Origin of the sequence: Streptomyces sp. NBC_00162 (assembly GCF_024611995.1) — a bacterium.
Classification (GTDB): domain Bacteria; phylum Actinomycetota; class Actinomycetes; order Streptomycetales; family Streptomycetaceae; genus Streptomyces.
Genome location: NZ_CP102509.1, coordinates 3,896,393 through 3,912,586, shown reverse-complemented (window position 1 = coordinate 3,912,586; position 16,194 = coordinate 3,896,393). Strand labels below are relative to the sequence as shown.

Annotated in this window: 17 protein-coding genes and 3 tRNA genes; 17 read left to right on the top strand and 3 right to left on the bottom strand. The window is 69.7% G+C overall.

Annotation, left to right across the window (positions count from 1 at the left end; all coding sequences use genetic code 11):
- Window positions 1-22: 22 nt before the first annotated feature.
- Window positions 23-1,417, bottom strand: coding sequence for an amidohydrolase family protein (locus JIW86_RS18115; RefSeq protein ID WP_257554832.1), 1,395 nt, complete (start codon window positions 1,415-1,417; stop codon window positions 23-25).
- 359 nt (window positions 1,418-1,776) lie between these two features.
- Between JIW86_RS18115 and JIW86_RS18110 the strand changes: the two genes are divergently transcribed.
- The 10 genes from JIW86_RS18110 to JIW86_RS18065 all read left to right on the top strand — a co-directional run bounded on the left by JIW86_RS18110 (window position 1,777) and on the right by JIW86_RS18065 (window position 8,532).
- A tRNA-Thr gene (locus JIW86_RS18110) sits at window positions 1,777-1,849 on the top strand.
- 48 nt (window positions 1,850-1,897) lie between these two features.
- Window positions 1,898-1,970 (top strand) — tRNA-Met (locus JIW86_RS18105).
- Window positions 1,971-2,058: 88 nt separating this feature from the next.
- Window positions 2,059-2,223: a 50S ribosomal protein L33 gene (gene rpmG / locus JIW86_RS18100; RefSeq protein ID WP_006604855.1), complete on the top strand. Its 165-nt coding sequence runs from the start codon at window positions 2,059-2,061 to the stop codon at window positions 2,221-2,223.
- Between the two features lie 160 nt (window positions 2,224-2,383).
- Complete coding sequence (locus JIW86_RS18095) at window positions 2,384-2,836, top strand: MaoC family dehydratase N-terminal domain-containing protein (RefSeq protein WP_215144055.1); 453 nt, start codon at window positions 2,384-2,386, stop codon at window positions 2,834-2,836.
- Between the two features lies 1 nt (window position 2,837).
- Window positions 2,838-3,266 (top strand): MaoC family dehydratase, encoded by a 429-nt coding sequence (locus JIW86_RS18090; RefSeq protein ID WP_215144053.1) that lies wholly within the window; start codon window positions 2,838-2,840, stop codon window positions 3,264-3,266.
- Between the two features lie 1,178 nt (window positions 3,267-4,444).
- Window positions 4,445-5,014, top strand: a complete 570-nt coding sequence (locus tag JIW86_RS18085) for a TetR/AcrR family transcriptional regulator (protein ID WP_257554831.1) — start codon at window positions 4,445-4,447, stop codon at window positions 5,012-5,014.
- A gap of 79 nt (window positions 5,015-5,093) precedes the next feature.
- Entirely contained in the window at window positions 5,094-6,548 is a 1,455-nt protein-coding gene (locus JIW86_RS18080; protein WP_257554829.1) for an MFS transporter, read from the top strand.
- A 40-nt stretch (window positions 6,549-6,588) separates the two neighbouring features.
- Window positions 6,589-6,987, top strand: a complete 399-nt coding sequence (locus tag JIW86_RS18075; protein ID WP_215144047.1) for a DUF3291 domain-containing protein — start codon at window positions 6,589-6,591, stop codon at window positions 6,985-6,987.
- Window positions 6,984-8,099: a UDP-N-acetylmuramate dehydrogenase gene (locus tag JIW86_RS18070; protein WP_251064630.1), complete on the top strand. Its 1,116-nt coding sequence runs from the start codon at window positions 6,984-6,986 to the stop codon at window positions 8,097-8,099. Before JIW86_RS18075 ends, JIW86_RS18070 begins: the two co-directional genes overlap by 4 nt.
- A gap of 16 nt (window positions 8,100-8,115) precedes the next feature.
- A complete protein-coding gene (locus JIW86_RS18065) occupies window positions 8,116-8,532 on the top strand; it encodes a hypothetical protein (protein ID WP_215144043.1) in 417 nt (138 codons plus the stop codon).
- Here JIW86_RS18065 and JIW86_RS18060 read toward each other — a convergent pair.
- Both JIW86_RS18060 and JIW86_RS18055 read right to left on the bottom strand, forming a co-directional pair.
- Window positions 8,522-9,541: an adenosine deaminase gene (locus tag JIW86_RS18060; protein ID WP_257554828.1), complete on the bottom strand. Its 1,020-nt coding sequence runs from the start codon at window positions 9,539-9,541 to the stop codon at window positions 8,522-8,524. The genes JIW86_RS18065 and JIW86_RS18060 overlap by 11 nt on opposite strands.
- Window positions 9,542-9,656: 115 nt before the next feature.
- The gene (locus tag JIW86_RS18055) at window positions 9,657-10,883 is read right to left on the bottom strand and encodes a pyridoxal phosphate-dependent aminotransferase (protein WP_257554827.1); all 1,227 of its coding nucleotides are present in this window, start codon (window positions 10,881-10,883) and stop codon (window positions 9,657-9,659) included.
- Between the two features lie 193 nt (window positions 10,884-11,076).
- Between JIW86_RS18055 and JIW86_RS18050 the strand changes: the two genes are divergently transcribed.
- From JIW86_RS18050 to JIW86_RS18020, 7 genes are all read left to right on the top strand, one after another.
- Window positions 11,077-11,149 (top strand) — tRNA-Trp (locus JIW86_RS18050).
- Window positions 11,150-11,255: 106 nt separating this feature from the next.
- Window positions 11,256-11,537, top strand: coding sequence for a preprotein translocase subunit SecE (gene secE / locus JIW86_RS18045; protein WP_030825982.1), 282 nt, complete (start codon window positions 11,256-11,258; stop codon window positions 11,535-11,537).
- A gap of 84 nt (window positions 11,538-11,621) precedes the next feature.
- Window positions 11,622-12,536 (top strand): transcription termination/antitermination protein NusG, encoded by a 915-nt coding sequence (gene nusG / locus JIW86_RS18040; RefSeq protein ID WP_257554826.1) that lies wholly within the window; start codon window positions 11,622-11,624, stop codon window positions 12,534-12,536.
- Between the two features lie 165 nt (window positions 12,537-12,701).
- Window positions 12,702-13,136 (top strand): 50S ribosomal protein L11, encoded by a 435-nt coding sequence (gene rplK / locus JIW86_RS18035; RefSeq protein ID WP_008739735.1) that lies wholly within the window; start codon window positions 12,702-12,704, stop codon window positions 13,134-13,136.
- A gap of 87 nt (window positions 13,137-13,223) precedes the next feature.
- Window positions 13,224-13,952 carry a 50S ribosomal protein L1 gene (gene rplA / locus JIW86_RS18030; protein WP_215144035.1) on the top strand — a complete coding sequence of 243 codons (729 nt, stop codon included), beginning with the start codon at window positions 13,224-13,226 and terminating at the stop codon, window positions 13,950-13,952.
- Window positions 13,953-14,135: 183 nt separating this feature from the next.
- Window positions 14,136-15,077: a hypothetical protein gene (locus tag JIW86_RS18025; protein ID WP_257554825.1), complete on the top strand. Its 942-nt coding sequence runs from the start codon at window positions 14,136-14,138 to the stop codon at window positions 15,075-15,077.
- A 66-nt stretch (window positions 15,078-15,143) separates the two neighbouring features.
- On the top strand, window positions 15,144-16,058 hold the full coding sequence (locus JIW86_RS18020; RefSeq protein ID WP_257554824.1) for a hypothetical protein: 915 nt from the start codon (window positions 15,144-15,146) through the stop codon (window positions 16,056-16,058).
- The last annotated feature ends 136 nt before the right edge of the window (window positions 16,059-16,194 follow it).

Genomic DNA, 16,194 nt, shown 5'->3' with positions numbered 1-16,194 from the left:
CCCGCGAACGCCCGGCGAACCTTCAGGGTCCGGGCGCCGTACGGCCCTGCCGGGGCAGGTCCAGGGCCACGGCGACGGCCGAGTCGCAGTACTCCCGTACGGCACTCGTACGGGCTACCACCCGCCCGCGGTGGATCACGATCCTGCTGTACGCGAGGGACAGCACGCTCGCGATCCGGTCTCCGCGTACGGCGAGCAGCTCAGCCGGGAAACCGGCCTCCACCCGGACCTCCGGCAGGCCCATGGCCTCCCGGGCGGCGGAGCTGATCGACTCGTAGGCCTCGCCCGGCCGCAGCCCGCCCTGGGAGGCCAGCAGGTACGCGGCCTCGAGGGGGTCGCCGCGGCCGACCGGGTTCCCGGCGTCCCGCAGGGCCCCGCTGCCGGCCGTGACCCGCACTCCGGCGGCACGCAGCAGGCGTACGGGGGCGGTGCGCAGGCCGCGGCGTTCCAGGGCCGCGCAGTCGCCCTGGGGGAGGCAGGTCACGCGCACCCCGGCCGCGGCCAGCTGATCGGCGGCGCGGGCCGCCACGTCCAGCGGGAGCCGGGAGAGGCCGCCGCAGGGGCCGATGCTCACCCCGGGGCGAAGCCCGCCGGCCATCGCGGCGAGCCGGGCCAGGCGGCCGGGGTCGTCACCGTCCGTGTGCAGGTCCACCGGACAGCCGTGCTCGTCGGCGAGTTCCAGGACGGCTTCGAGGAAGCCCGTCGGGTCGGGGTCCAGGTCGGGGCAGCCGCCGATCACGGACGCGCCCATCTTGACCGCGTCCCGCAGCATCGCGAGCCCGTCCGCGCCGGCCACCCCGGTCAGCAGCCGGGGCACGGCCACGGTGGTCAGGTCGGTGAGCCCGCGCAGGGAACGGCGGGCCTGGAGCACGGCCTCCATGGGGCCGAGGCCGTGCACGTCGCCGATCCGGACGTGTGAGCGTACGGCGGTGGCACCGTGGCCGAGCTGGAGCAGGGCGGCCTCGGTGGCCCGGCGCTGGACCTCGTCGGGGGTGTACGAGACGGGCCCCTCGCCGTCGGCGGTCAGGGCGGTGTCCCCGTGGGCGTGGGGCTCGGCGGGGGCGGGCAGCAGCAGGTACCCGCCGAGGTCCACCCGGGACAGAGCGGGGGCCGGGAGGCTGCCGGCGGTGCCGACGGCCTGGATCCGGCCGCCGCTGAGGCGGACGTCGACGGTCCGGCCGTCGGTCAGACGCGCGCCGGCGAGCAGCAGGGTGGTGGCCTCGGCGGCGGCCGCGTGGCCGTGGCCGAGGGAATGGCCGTGCTGTTGGCCGTGATCGGGATCGGGGAGGTGGCCGCGGCTGCGGGAGGGGCTCTGGGCGGGGCTCTGGGAGGGGCCGTGTGCGGGTCCGTGTCCTCCGCCCTCGCCGCGGCCGCTGCGCGGGGAGTGGAACGGCTCCTGCGGCTGGCTGTCGGACATCGCGCTCCTGCGGTGGCTCGGGCGGTCCTGGGCCGTGGCCGCGGCCCGCGGCCCAAGATCACGCAGCGTGCTCAGAGCCTAGGGCGCGGCGCACCCCGCTTCGGGGAAGAGCGCAATAGTCGTACCGGTGTGGTGCCCGTGCGCCGCAGCGCACGGGCGCGCGCCCCGTCGGGGTCAACCGGCCCCAAGCGGCCTCCGTACGAGCGTGATGGTGTGTGAGCCCGCACACATTGCGTGCCCAAAGTGGCTTGTGAGCCCTCGGTGAGCTGATCAAGAAAGGCGGCCCAACCCCCTCGGAGCCCGGTCCCCGCAAAGGATTTGGGCGATCGGCGGGCAACCGTGTAATGTCTTCATCGCTCGCCCCAATAGCTCAGTCGGTAGAGCGTCTCCATGGTAAGGAGAAGGTCTGCGGTTCGATTCCGCATTGGGGCTCTGGTGAGAGAGGTTCCCCACCCTCGGGTGGGGAGTCGATCACATCAAAGCGGCGTAGCTCAGTCGGTAGAGCAAGCGGCTCATAATCGCTGTGTCACCGGTTCAAGTCCGGTCGCCGCTACACACAGTAGCCGATTGCGGGGTCGGTCTCCCGATCGGCTACTCTTTTATGCGTTCATCCGTCCCATAGTCCGTCAAGGAGCACTCACGTGGCTGCCACCGACGTCCGCCCGAAGATCACGCTGGCCTGCGTGGAGTGCAAGGAGCGGAACTACATCACCAAGAAGAACCGGCGTAACGACCCGGACCGTCTTGAGATGAAGAAGCACTGCCCGCGTTGCAACTCGCACACCGCGCACCGCGAGACCCGCTGACCCCAGCGAAGTCTCGTATAACAGGCACCGTCATGAGGTCGTCCCCTTCTTTGGGGGGCGGCCTTGTGTCGTTTCCGCCCCGCGCGCGTTCGCGGGCGGGCGCCTCTCGCCGCACCTGTCTTTCTGTCTTTCGTGTCCCTTCATCAGGAGGTAGTGAGTCATGGCTCTCGACCAGTCCTTCGTGGGGCGGAGTTACCCCCCCACCGATCCGTACGAGGTCGGCCGGGAGAAGATCCGCGAATTCGCGGTTGCCGTGGGTGACGCCAATCCCGTGTACACCGACCCCGAAGCCGCCAAGGGGTACGGCTACCCCGATGTGATCGCTCCGCCGACTTTCGTGTTTGCGATCACTTTCGCGGCGGCGGGCCAGGTCGTCGAGGACCCGCAGCTGGGGCTGGACTACAGCCGCGTCGTGCACGGCGACCAGAAGTTCGCGTACTCGCGTCCCGTGCGGGCCGGTGACCGGCTCTCCGTGACCTCGACCATCGAGGCCGTGAAGTCCCTCGCGGGCAACGACATCATCGACATCCGCGGCGAGGTCCACGACGAGACCGGCGAGCACGTGGTGACGGCGTGGACGAAGCTCGTCTCCCGCGCCCCCGAGGAGGCCTGACATGGCAGCGCAGATCCAGTACGCGGACGTCGAGGTCGGCACCGAGCTGCCGGCGGCGTCCTTCCCCGTGACGCGTGCCACGCTGGTCCGTTACGCCGGCGCCTCGGGCGACTTCAACCCGATCCACTGGAACGAGAAGTTCGCCAAGGAGGTCGGACTGCCGGACGTGATCGCGCACGGCATGTTCACCATGGCCGAGGCGATCCGCGTGGTCACCGACTGGGCTGGCGACCCGGGCGCGGTGGTCGAGTACGGCGTGCGCTTCACCAAGCCGGTGGTGGTCCCGAACGACGACCAGGGCGGCCTGATCGAGGTCACGGCCAAGGTCGCGGCCAAGCTGGAGAACAACCGCGTCCGGGTCGACCTGACGGCGATGAGCGCGGGCCAGAAGGTGCTGGGCATGTCCCGCGCGGTGGTGGAGCTGGCCTGAGGGAGCGGGAGCGCCCTGCTGGGGGGGCTTCGGGGGCGCTAGCCGCTCGGGCGGGATCAGGGGTGTACCCGGGGGCTTCGGGGGTCGGGGTTCCGGTTGCTCGGGATCGGGGAGGGTTTGGGGGTTTCCCGTCAGTCCCACTGTCTCCCCGGGTCGGGCCGGTCTGTAAAGGGCGCTCCTCCTTCGTCGTCGCGTCGCTTCGCGATGGCCTTCGGCCACCCTTGACAGACCGTCCCGCCCCGGAAAGACAGGACTGTCGGGAAGCCCCCAAAAGAAGGGTCCACCGGTTCACGATTCAGACCGGGGGACATCAGGGACCGAATGCTTGGCTGCCGTGGGCGGGCATGCGCCCGGGCCGATCGGGAGGGAATCCGGGGTCGGTGGGCGCGTCAGATCGCTACGCACTTGCTCATTGTCTGGCGGCTGTGGGCTGTCTGGGGCTGGGAATAGGCCGCCCACTGGTCGCTGCCCGCCTGAGGTGCTCTGGCGGCGATCAGACCGTCATGGTCTGGACACAAACTGCCCCAGACCGTCAGTTGACCCCCTCGGTAGGCGTCTGCGGGCGGTCGCGGGCACGGAAAGTGCTCTGACGGAGTGTGGTGCCGGACTTTTGAGTCTCTCACTCCGGGAAGTGATCGATTGGCTCTCAACTCGCCGCCAAATACGGACAAACGACCCGCAGTCGCGTGATCGAGACGCGTGTACCGACCGTGGGCGGCTTATGTCCAGCCCCAGACGGGCGCCGGACGCCATGGGCGAGAAGTGTGTAGCGATCTGATGCGCCCACCGACCCCGCCATCCGCTCCCTACGGGCCCGGGCGCATGCCCGCCCAGGGCAGCCAGGGAGCCGGTCCCTGATGGCTCCTGCCCGTCCATGGAACCGGTGGACCGTTCTTTTGGGGGCTTCCCGACAGTCCTGTCTTTCCGGGGCGGGACGGTCGGTCAAGAGTGGAGCGCAGCGACATCGCGAAGCGACGCGACGAAGGAGCGCTCTTGAGGGACCGGCCCGACCCGGGGAGACAGTGGGACTGACGGGAAACCCCCAAACCCTCCCTGATCCCGCCCCGCTGAGACCCCGACCCCCGAAGCCACCGCCCCACCTCCCTGATCCCCCGTCCCCGTCCCCGTCCCCGCCCACCCCCTTGCCTAGTTAGTGATTGAGTACTAACTTAGGACTCATGCCAAGGATGAGTGCAGAGGAGCGGCGCGAGAGCGTCATTCGGGCGGCGATGCATGAGTTCGCCCGCGGTGGTTACTACGGGACCTCCACCGAGGCGATCGCCAAGCGGGTGGGTGTCTCGCAGCCGTACCTCTTCCGGCTCTTCCCGAACAAGCTCGCCATCTTCCTCGCCGCCGCCGAGCGCTGTCTGCGGGACACCCGCGAGGTCTTCGCCGTCGCCGCCGAGGGGCTGCAGGGTGAAGATGCCACGCACGCCATGGCGAACGCCTACACCCGGCTCATCGCCGAGGATCCCGACAAGCTCCAGATGCAGCTCCAGATGTACGTCACCGTCGCCGCCGCCGAGGCGGCCGGGGATCACGAGCTCGGCGAGCTCGTCCGCAAGGGCTGGATGGAGCTCTGGGACACGGTCAACGTGCCGTTCGGCGGGGACGTGAACGAGACCACGACCTTCATGGCGTACGGGATGCTGATCAACACCCTCGCCGCCATGGGCTTCCCGCCCGAGCACCGCGTCTGGGAGGGGCTGTACCCCTCGGCCCGCGCCAAGGGCCGTCTGGAGGCGTGAGGGCGCGCCGCCTGTCCGGCGGGTCACTCATGCCCACGAAAGTTAGTCAGCAATAACTAACAACCCTCAGGGGGAAATCGTGAACACCCACGTTGCGGACACCAAGCTCCGCGGGTCCGCCATCTGGGCCCTCGTCCTGACCGGCGTCGCCAGCTTCATGGCCGCCCTGGACAACCTCGTCGTCACCACCGCCCTGCCCGCCATCCGCGAAGACCTCGGCGGCCGGCTGGAGGACCTGGAGTGGACGGTGAACGCGTACACGCTCACCTTCGCCGTCCTCCTCATGTTCGGCGCGGCCCTCGGGGACCGCTTCGGGCGCCGCCGGCTGTTCGTCGCCGGCCTCGCGATCTTCACCGGCGCCTCCGCCGCGGCCGCCCTCTCGCCCGGCATCGACGCGCTCATCGCCGCCCGTGCGGTCCAGGGCGTCGGCGCCGCGATCATGATGCCGCTCACCCTGACCCTCCTCACCGCCGCGGTCCCGGCCGCCCGCCGCGGCATGGCCCTCGGCATCTACGGAGCCGTCACCGGCCTCGCCGTCGCCAGCGGCCCCCTCATCGGCGGCAGCCTGACCGAGCACATCTCCTGGCAGTGGATCTTCTGGCTGAACGTTCCGATAGGCCTGGCCCTGATCCCGCTCGCCCGGCTGCGGCTCGCCGAGTCCACCGCCCCCGGGTCCCGCCTCGACATCCCGGGCACCCTGCTCATCAGCGGCGGCCTGTTCGGCATCGTCTACGCCCTGGTCAACGCCAACTCCGAGGGCTGGACCAGCGCCCCCGTGCTCACCGGCCTGATCGCCGGAACCGCGCTCGTCGGCGGCTTCGTCCGCCACGGCTTCCGCAGCGCGAACCCGATGCTCCCCATGCGGCTCTTCCGCGACCGGGGCTTCCTGGGGATCAACCTGGCCAGCCTGCTGATGTTCCTGGGCATGTTCGGCTCGATCTTCCTGCTCAGCCAGTACCTCCAGGGCGTCGCCGGCTACTCGCCCACCGAGGCCGGCCTGCGCATGCTCCCCTGGACCGGCATGCCCATGCTCATCGCCCCCCTCGCGGGCATCCTCTCCGACCGCATCGGCGGCCGGCCCGTCGTCGCCGCCGGGCTGGCGTTCCAGGCCCTCGGCCTCGGCTGGTTCGCGGCGATCCTGACCACGGACGTCTCGTACGCGGCCCAGCTGCCGCCGCTGATCCTCAGCGGGATCGGCATGGCCCTCTACTTCGCCCCCGCCGCCAACGTGCTGATGTCCACGGTGGCCCCCGCCGACCAGGGCAAGGCCTCCGGCACCAACAACGCCCTGCGCGAGGTCGGCGGCGCCCTCGGTGTCGCCGTACTGGCCTCGGTCTTCTCCGCCCAGGGCGGCTACGAGTCCCCGCAGGCCTTCACCGACGGCACCGTCCCCGCCCTGTGGATCGGCGCCGGCGCGGTCGCCCTGGCCGCCGCGCTCGCCCTGCTGCTCCCGAGCCGGCCGAAGCCCTCCCGGGTTCCCGTCGCCGACGAGGTCATGACACGGGAGCCGCAGAAGGTCCCCGCGGCCCGCTGACCCCGCCCACACCCACCTCAAGAGCCAAGGAGTGCCCGCCATGCCCGACATCCCCTGGTCGACCCCCACCCAGGCAGCCCCCGACGCCGAGGTCTACGTCATGGCCTCCCGCTTCGAGACCGCCACCCTCGCCGGAGCCGTCCGGTTCTTCCTCAAGGCCCCCGGCATCATCGGCCAGATCCGCAAGGCCCCCGGCGCGCACGGCGTCGCCCTGCGGGCCCGCGTCTTCAGCCGGACCTTCCTCACCCTCTCGGCCTGGGAGGACCGCGACGCGCTCTACCGGTTCGCCCGCAGCGAGCCGCACCGCTCCAGCTCCCGGGCGGCCGCCGCCTTCATGAAGGAGTCCGCCTTCACCTTCTGGACCGTACGGGCCTGCGAGCTCCCCATCGGCTGGGCCGAGGCGGAGCGCCGTCTGGCCGAGCAGCGGACCGCCTACTGAGTCACGGTCCGTGGCCCCGCCGGGACGCGAGGGGCACGGACCGTACTCTTGTCCACGTGCAGGAACTCCACGACGCCCCCCTCGCCCCGCTGACCACCTTCCGTCTCGGTGGTCCCGCCGCCCGTCTGGTCACCGCGACCACCGACGCCGAGGTGGTCGCGGCCGTCCGTGCCGCGGACGAGCGCGGAACCCCGCTCCTGATCATCGGCGGCGGCAGCAACCTGGTCATCGGCGACCAGGGTTTCGACGGCACAGCCCTGCGCATCGCGACCACCGGCTTCACCCTGACCGGTACGACCCTGGAGCTCGCCGCGGGCGAGAACTGGAGCGACGCCGTCGCCCGCACCGTCGAGGCGGGCCTCGCCGGAATCGAGTGCCTCGCCGGAATCCCCGGCTCCGCGGGCGCCACCCCGATCCAGAACGTCGGTGCGTACGGCCAGGAGGTCTGCGACACCATCACCGAGGTCGTCGCCTACGACCGCACCCGCCGCGAGACGGTCACGCTGACCGCCGCCGAGTGCGCGTTCACGTACCGCAACAGCCTCTTCAAGCACCAGCCCGAGCGGTACGTCGTCCTGCGCGTGCGCTTCGCCCTGGAGGACGCCGGCGGGCTGTCCGCGCCGATCAAGTACCCCGAGACCGCCCGCGCCCTCGGTGTCGAGGCCGGCGACCGGGTCCCCGCCGCCACCGCCCGCGAGACCGTGCTGCGCCTGCGCGCCGGCAAGGGCATGGTCCTCGACCCCGCCGACCACGACACCTGGTCGGCCGGCTCCTTCTTCCACAACCCGATCCTGACCGACGAGGCCTACGCCGCCTTCCTCGCCCGCGCCCAGGACCGCCTCGGCCCCGACACCGCCCCGCCCGCCTACCCCGCGGGCGACGGCCGTACGAAGACCAGCGCGGCCTGGCTGATCGACAAGGCCGGTTTCACCAAGGGCTACGGCACCGGCCCCGCGCGCATCTCCACCAAGCACACGCTGGCCCTCACCAACCGCGGCGAGGCGACCACCGAGGACCTCCTCGCCCTGGCCCGCGAGGTCGTCGCGGGCGTCCACGCGGCCTTCGGCGTCACCCTGGTCAACGAACCGGTGACGGTCGGCGTCAGCATCTGAGGAGTCCCGGCCGCCCATGCTCTGTCCCCTCCACGGGGCCGGTACGGACCCCACCCGCCTCGTGGGCCGCACGCTCAGCAGAGTCGTCGCGTCCTGGCACATCAGCGACGGTGAGCGCTCCGAGGCTCCCCTCGACGTCTGGCTGATCGACAGCGTCGGAGACTCCATCCGGATCACCACCGGGTCCGACCAGTGCCTCATCGTCGAGTCCGCCGCGCCGCACGAGCCGTACGACATGGGGGAGTGGGGCCGCATCGAGGTCGGCGAGGACCTCGGCGACCACCCCTTCCTGCGGCACCTCGGCGAGACGGTCGCCTCGGTCGCCGAGTTCGCCCTGCCCGAACAGGGCCGCACGCACCTGGAGATCGGCTTCCAGAACGGGCACCGGGTGCGGGCCGACTGCTACGAGGGGGACCTGCGGCTTACCCGGTGAGCCAGTGGTCGATCCCGGCGAGCAGCTTCTCCTGTACGTCGGCCGGCGCGGCCGAACCGCGCACCGACTGGCGGGCCAGCTCGGCGAGCTCCGCGTCGGTGAAGCCGTGGTGGCGGCGGGCGATCTCGTACTGGGCGGCGAGCCGGGATCCGAACAGCAGCGGGTCGTCCGCACCGAGCGCCATCGGCACCCCGGCCTCGAAGAGGGTGCGCAGCGGGACGTCCTCGGGCCGCTCGTAGACCCCTAGGGCGACGTTGGAGGCCGGGCAGACCTCGCAGGTGATCTGCCGGTCGGCGAGCCGCTTCAGCAGCCGGGGGTCCTCGGCGGCCCGTACGCCGTGCCCGATGCGGGAGGCGTGCAGATCGTCGAGGCAGTCGCGGACCGAGGACGGGCCGGTGAGCTCGCCGCCGTGCGGGGCCGCGAGGAGGCCGCCCTCGCGGGCGATGGCGAAGGCCCGGTCGAAGTCGCGGGCCATGCCGCGGCGCTCGTCGTTGGACAGGCCGAAGCCGACGATGCCGCGGTCGGCGTAGCGGACGGCGAGGCGGGCCAGGGTCCGGGCGTCGAGGGGGTGCTTCATGCGGTTGGCGGCGATCAGGACGCGCATCCCGAGGCCGGTCTCGCGGGACGCGGTGTCCACGGCGTCGAGGATGATCTCGACGGCCGGGATCATCCCGCCGAGCAGCGGCGCGTACGAGGTGGGATCGACCTGGATCTCCAGCCAGCCACTGCCGTCGCGCACGTCCTCCTCCGCGGCCTCGCGGACCAGGCGGCGGATGTCGTCGGGCTCGCGCAGACAGGAGCGGGCGGCGTCGTAGAGCCGCTGGAAGCGGAACCAGCCGCGCTCGTCGGTGGCGCGCAGCTTGGGTGGCTCCCCGGCGGTGAGCGCGTCCGGGAGGCGCACGCCGTACTTGTCGGCGAGCTCCAGGAGGGTCGATGGTCGCATCGACCCGGTGAAGTGCAGGTGGAGGTGGGCTTTCGGCAGAAGCGTGAGATCGCGTGCGTGCTCCATTGGGTGATCCTGCCGTACCGCTGCGCCGGGCGGGAGGGGGTTTTACCGATCGGGGGCTTGCTCGAACGCCCGAGCGGCGCCACCCCGGCTCGGGGTGGCGCCGCTCGGGTTGGCCTTAGGCCTTGGCTTCGGCCAGCAGCTTCTGGACGCGGGAGACGCCCTCGACCAGGTCCTCGTCGCCCAGGGCGTAGGACAGTCGCAGGTAGCCCGGGGTGCCGAAGGCCTCGCCGGGGACGACCGCGACCTCGACCTCGTCCAGGATCAGGGCGGCGAGCTCGACGGAGGTCTGCGGGCGCTTGCCGCGGATCTCCTTGCCGAGGAGCGCCTTGACCGAGGGGTACACGTAGAACGCGCCCTCGGGGGTCGGGCAGACGACGCCGTCGATCTCGTTCAGCATCCGCACGATCGTCTGGCGGCGGCGGTCGAAGGCGGTGCGCATCTCGTGGACCGCGTCCAGGTTGCCGGAGACGGCGGCCAGCGCCGCGACCTGGGCCACGTTGGAGACGTTGGAGGTGGCGTGCGACTGCAGGTTGGTCGCGGCCTTGACCACGTCCTTGGGGCCGATGATCCAGCCCACCCGCCAGCCGGTCATCGCGTACGTCTTCGCGACGCCGTTGACGACGATGCACTTGTCGGCGAGCTCGGGGACGATCGCCGGGAGCGAGACGAACTTCGCGTCGCCGTAGACCAGGTGCTCGTAGATCTCGTCGGTCAGGACCCACAGGCCCTTCTCGGCGGCCCAGCGGCCGATCGCCTCGGCGTCGGCCTCGCTGTAGACGGCGCCCGTCGGGTTGGACGGGGAGACGAAGAGGACGACCTTGGTGCGCTCGGTGCGCGCGGCCTCCAGCTGCTCGACGGAGACCTGGTAGCCGGTGGTCTCGTCGGCGACGACCTCGACCGGGACACCGCCGGCGAGACGGATGGACTCCGGGTAGGTGGTCCAGTACGGAGCCGGGACGATGACCTCGTCGCCCGGGTCCAGGATCGCGGCGAAGGCGTTGTAGATCGCCTGCTTGCCGCCGTTGGTCACCAGCACCTGCGCCGGGTCGACCTCGTAGCCGGAGTCGCGCAGGGTCTTGGCGGCGATGGCGGCCTTGAGCTCGGGCAGACCGCCGGCCGGCGTGTAGCGGTGGTACTTGGGGTTGCGGCAGGCCTCGACAGCGGCCTCGACGATGTAGTCCGGGGTCGGGAAGTCGGGCTCGCCCGCGCCGAAACCGATGACCGGGCGCCCGGCGGCCTTGAGGGCCTTGGCCTTGGCGTCCACGGCGAGGGTGGCGGACTCGGAAATGGCGCCGATACGGGCGGACACCCGGCGCTCGGAAGAAGGCGTTGCAGAGGTCATGCGAGCAATCGTCCCAGACGGCAAAGAGCTGCCGCACAACGTTTCAGTTACCGGACCACGGGATGCCGCGTCGGGTTCTGTTCGACGTCAGGGCGCGGTTCACGTACACTCACCTGTCGTTGGCCCTCGCCAAACGCCCCAGAGCGTGAGCACTCCGTGCACTCGCCCGGATGCGGTAGGTTGGGGGACGCAAAGGGTCGTAGCTCAATTGGTAGAGCACTGGTCTCCAAAACCAGCGGTTGGGGGTTCGAGTCCCTCCGGCCCTGCTCCACACTCCTTCTCGGATGTGTGTGCGCAGGTACGTACTTCGATGCAACGCCGTGCGGCGCAACCGGGCGCGGTACGGCCACGACCCGGATTCAGGTGAGAGACGTGACGGACGCCCTGGGCTCCATCGACATGCCTGACGCCGAGGACGAGACTCGCGAGAAGAAGGCCCGCAAGGGCGGTAAGCGCGGCAAGAAGGGTCCTCTGGGCCGGCTCGCGCTGTTCTACCGTCAGATCGTCGCGGAACTCCGCAAGGTTGTATGGCCCACTCGCAACCAGCTCACGACGTACACCACCGTGGTGATTGTCTTCGTGGTCATCATGATCGGTCTGGTGACCGTGATTGACTATGGGTTCCAGGAAGCCATCAAGTTCGTCTTCGGCTGATCCCCGCGGAGGGCGGCGCCTTGATGGGTGCCGCCCGTTTTCGCATGTTCCACCACCTTTTGTATCCAGGAAGAAGCAGCCACCGTGTCTGACCCGAACCTGAACGCGAGCCACGACTCCGTCGAGTCCGTCGAGGACCAGCTCGACATCGTCGAGGCTGCAGACGCCGTGGACCCCGATGAGGCCGAGCACGCCGACGCCAAGGCGGGAGTCGCCGCCGAAGAGGCCGCGCTGCACGTCGAGGACGAGAGCGCTGGTGACGCCGAGATCGAGGACGACGCCGAGGTCGAGGCGGCTGCCGACGACGTTGAGGCCGCCGAGGCCGAGGTCGAGACCGCCGACGAAGAGGCCGCCGACGAAGAGGCCGCCGAGGCCGAGCCGGTCGACCCCGTCCAGGCCCTGCGCGACGAGCTGCGCCTCCTGCCCGGCGAGTGGTACGTGATCCACACCTACGCCGGCTACGAGAAGCGCGTGAAGGCCAACCTGGAGCAGCGCGCCGTCTCGCTGAACGTCGAGGAGTTCATCTACCAGGCCGAGGTGCCCGAGGAAGAGATCGTCCAGATCAAGAACGGCGAGCGCAAGAACGTCCGGCAGAACAAGCTGCCCGGTTACGTTCTCGTCCGCATGGATCTGACGAACGAGTCCTGGGGCGTCGTCCGCAACACGCCTGGCGTCACCGGCTTCGTCGGCAACGCGTACGACCCGTACCCGCTGACCCTGGACGAGATCGTCAAGATGCTCGCCCCGGAGGCGCAGGAGAAGGCCGCCAAGGCCGCCGCGGAAGAGGCCGGCCTGCCGGCGCCCGCCGTCAAGCGCACGATCGAGGTGCTCGACTTCGAGGTCGGCGACTCGGTCACCGTCACCGACGGTCCGTTCGCCACGCTCCAGGCGACGATCAACGAGATCAACCCGGACTCGAAGAAGGTCAAGGGCCTCGTCGAGATCTTCGGCCGCGAGACCCCGGTCGAGCTCAGCTTCGACCAGATCCAGAAGAACTGATCTTCTGAACGACAGCTTCCGGACAGGTCAGATCGCCCCGCAAAGGGCGGTCTGACCTGCTCGGTTTTTAGCCCCGCTCCGATACCCGTTATTGTGGTGCGGTATGCCTCCATCCGGATGACCGGATCGGCGGCGAAAAACTCTCACTAGGACCCGGAGAGAGCAATGCCTCCCAAGAAGAAGAAGGTCACGGGGCTTATCAAGCTCCAGATCAAGGCCGGCGCGGCCAACCCGGCTCCGCCGGTCGGCCCCGCGCTCGGTCAGCACGGCGTCAACATCATGGAGTTCTGCAAGGCCTACAACGCCGCGACCGAGTCGCAGCGTGGCATGGTCGTGCCGGTGGAGATCACGGTCTACGACGACCGCTCCTTCACCTTCATCACCAAGACTCCGCCGGCCGCGCGCCTGATCCTCAAGGCCGCGGGCATCGAGAAGGGCTCCGGCGAGCCGCACAAGACCAAGGTCGCCAAGCTCACCGGCGCCCAGGTCCGCGAGATCGCCGAGCTGAAGATGCCCGACCTGAACGCCAACGACGTCGATGCCGCGATGAAGATCATCGCCGGCACCGCGCGCTCGATGGGCGTCACGGTCGAAGGCTGATCCAGCCACCCCAGTACCACCAGTGGTAGGGCCAAGCGCTGGTCCGCACCACGACTCCATGCCTGAAGCCGAAATACAGGAGCAGAAGTGAAGCGCAGCAAGACTCTCCGCGCTGCGGACGCCAAGGTCGACCGGGAGAAGCTGTACGCCCCGCTCGAGGCCGTCCGTCTCGCCAAGGAGACCTCCGCGACCAAGTTCGACAGCACCGTCGAGGTCGCCTTCCGCCTGGGTGTCGACCCGCGCAAGGCCGACCAGATGGTCCGTGGCACCGTGAACCTCCCGCACGGCACCGGCAAGACCGCCCGGGTCCTGGTCTTCGCGACCGGTGACCGTGCTGCGGCCGCGGAAGCCGCCGGCGCCGACATCGTCGGCGATGACGAGCTGATCAACGAGATCGCCAAGGGCAACCGCCTGAACGAGTTCGACGCCGTTGTGGCCACCCCGGACCTCATGGGCAAGGTCGGCCGCCTCGGCCGCGTGCTCGGTCCCCGTGGCCTCATGCCGAACCCGAAGACCGGCACCGTCACGATGGACGTCGCCAAGGCTGTCACCGAGATCAAGGGTGGCAAGATCGAGTTCCGCGTCGACAAGCACTCGAACCTGCACTTCATCATCGGCAAGGTCTCCTTCTCCGATGAGCAGCTGGTCGAGAACTACGGCGCGGCCCTGGACGAGATCCTTCGTCTGAAGCCGTCCGCCGCGAAGGGCCGCTACATCAAGAAGGCCGCCCTGAGCACCACGATGGGTCCCGGCATCCTGCTGGACCAGAACCGCACCCGGAACCTCCTCGTCGAGGAAGACCCGGCTGCTGTCTGAGCCTGACGGCTCACTGAGTGGCTGAACGGGCCCCTCGCCCCCCTTCACCGGGGTGGCGAGGGGCCCGTTTTCCGTGTTTGGGGTCACATATCCCTCGATGCGCCCCATAAGGACGCGCCACACCCCGGCGGCGGAACGTAAGGTCGGCCTGAATCAGCGATCACTCAAGGGGTGGGGACCTCCATGTCCGTGTACCGGAAGAAGACCGTCGGCGCCGCGCTGGCCGCCGTACTGCTCGTGGGAGGCGCCACCGCCTGCGAGAACGGCACCAAGGAATCCACCGGCAAGGCCGCCGCCAGTGCCTCCGCGGAGCCGACCGCGCCGGTGGCCGGCGGTTCGGCCACCGAGGCGCTCACCGCGGCCTACAAGAAGACGTCGGCGGCGAAGTCGGCCAAGTTCCGCATGACGATGACGATGCCCGCGTCGCTCGGCGCCGGCGGCACCGTGGAGATGACGGGCATCCAGGGCTGGGACCCGACCGTCATGGACGTCACCACGAAGGGCGCGCTCACCCCGGGTGGCAGCGTCGACTCCATACGCATGATCATGACGAACAACGTCATGTTCATGGAGATCCCGGGCGGCTCCGCCATGTCCGCGGGCATGGAGGGCAAGCGCTGGATGAAGATCGACCTCAATGCCGCGGCGACGGCCTCGGGGGACGCCGAGGCGCTGAAGAAGCTCGGCGGCATGGGCGGCGTGGAGCAGAGCCAGGACCCGGCCAAGCAGCTCGCGCTGCTGCTCACCTCGCCGAACGTGAAGCACCTCGGGGCCGAGAAGGTCGAGGGCACGGACACCGAGCACTACAAGGGCACCCTGAGCTTCGACGAGATGCTCGCGGCGAACGAGTCCTCCAAGGCATTGACCGAGGCCGAGCGCAAGAAGCTCGTCGACGCCATGAAGACGGCCGGCATCAAGGGCTACGACATGGACGTCTGGGTCAACAAGGACGGCTACCCGGTCCACATGAAGGTCGGCATGGGCATGCCCCAGGGGACCATGAACATGGACGCCTACTACTCGGACTACGGCTCGGCGGCCACCGTGCAGACCCCGCCGGAGAACGAGACCCTCGACCTCTTCGCGATGCTCCAGGAACTGGGCAAGGCCGGCGCCGGCGCCTGACCGTCCCGCGCGCATTCGGCAGTAACCGTTTTGGCAACACAAAGATCATTCATGGGGGAGAACCAGATGAACAAGGCTGTCCGGACCCGGGCCGGCATCGCGATGGCGGGGGCCGCGCTGCTCGTGGGCGGTCTCACGGCCTGCGGGGGCGACAAGGCCGGCGCGGGTGACAAGGGCAAGGCGGACGGGGCCAAGGCCGCGGAAGCCAAGGCGCAGACGCCCGTGGACGCCGTGAAGGCGTCGTACCTGAAGACGGTGGCGGCCAAGTTCGCCAAGGCCGAACTCTCCACCGTCGGGAGCGACGGCAAGACGAGCGGCCAGTCCGGCACGAAGGGCTGGTACCCGTCCAGCCACGACGTGACGCTGAAGGGCGAGGAGCCCGACTCCCGCTCGGTCATGATCGGCGACATCGTCTACACCCAGATGGACAAGCCCCTCGAGGGCAAGACCTGGATGAAGATGAACCTGGCCAAGGACGGGAAGCCGGGCATCCGGCTGAACGAGGACCCGGCCGAGTACCTCGCGATGCTGCTGGGCCAGACCAAGCTCACGCTCGTCGGGGCCGAGCAGACCGACGGCGTCGACGCCCAGCACTACAAGGGCAGCTTCACCAACGCGGACCTGCTGGCGGCGGACGAGTCCACCAAGGTCATGGAGGAGAAGAACCGCCAGTACCTGCACGATTCCGTGAAGCACATCACGGCCTTCGAGGTGGACCTCTGGATCGGCAAGGACGGCTACCCCGTACGCGTCGACTCCGTGAGCACGGACGGTAAGGGCACGTCCAAGACCACGGCGAAGTTCTCCGCCTTCGGCACGGCCACCCCGGTCACCGCACCGCCCGCCGACCAGGTCGTCGACTTCGACGACGTGATGAAGGGCGTCGACGAAAAGCTCAAGGAGACCGACCAGAAGCTGAAGGAGGCCGACCAGACGCTGAGGGACGCCGGGCTGGGCGGTCTCGGCGGCAGTGGCTCCTGAGGCGATTTGCCTCGACTGGACCCCTTCACGTACTCTTCCCGAGAAGCCAAAGACCGCTGGTCGTTGCCGTGCCCGCAAGGGTTCGGTGGCCGAAGGATCCGCTGAGTGCGGACGTCCTGCGCAGGTGTTCGTGGAG

Coding starts and splice junctions, on each gene's coding strand:
- JIW86_RS18060 (WP_257554828.1), bottom strand. CDS start 9,541: ATGGAGCACGCACGCGATCTCACGCTTCTGCCGAAAGCCCACCTCCAC.
- JIW86_RS18095 (WP_215144055.1), top strand. CDS start 2,384: ATGGCTCTCGACCAGTCCTTCGTGGGGCGGAGTTACCCCCCCACCGAT.
- JIW86_RS18075 (WP_215144047.1), top strand. CDS start 6,589: ATGCCCGACATCCCCTGGTCGACCCCCACCCAGGCAGCCCCCGACGCC.
- JIW86_RS18025 (WP_257554825.1), top strand. CDS start 14,136: ATGTCCGTGTACCGGAAGAAGACCGTCGGCGCCGCGCTGGCCGCCGTA.
- JIW86_RS18085 (WP_257554831.1), top strand. CDS start 4,445: ATGCCAAGGATGAGTGCAGAGGAGCGGCGCGAGAGCGTCATTCGGGCG.
- JIW86_RS18065 (WP_215144043.1), top strand. CDS start 8,116: ATGCTCTGTCCCCTCCACGGGGCCGGTACGGACCCCACCCGCCTCGTG.
- JIW86_RS18090 (WP_215144053.1), top strand. CDS start 2,838: ATGGCAGCGCAGATCCAGTACGCGGACGTCGAGGTCGGCACCGAGCTG.
- rplK (WP_008739735.1), top strand. CDS start 12,702: ATGCCTCCCAAGAAGAAGAAGGTCACGGGGCTTATCAAGCTCCAGATC.
- JIW86_RS18115 (WP_257554832.1), bottom strand. CDS start 1,417: ATGTCCGACAGCCAGCCGCAGGAGCCGTTCCACTCCCCGCGCAGCGGC.
- JIW86_RS18055 (WP_257554827.1), bottom strand. CDS start 10,883: ATGACCTCTGCAACGCCTTCTTCCGAGCGCCGGGTGTCCGCCCGTATC.
- JIW86_RS18020 (WP_257554824.1), top strand. CDS start 15,144: ATGAACAAGGCTGTCCGGACCCGGGCCGGCATCGCGATGGCGGGGGCC.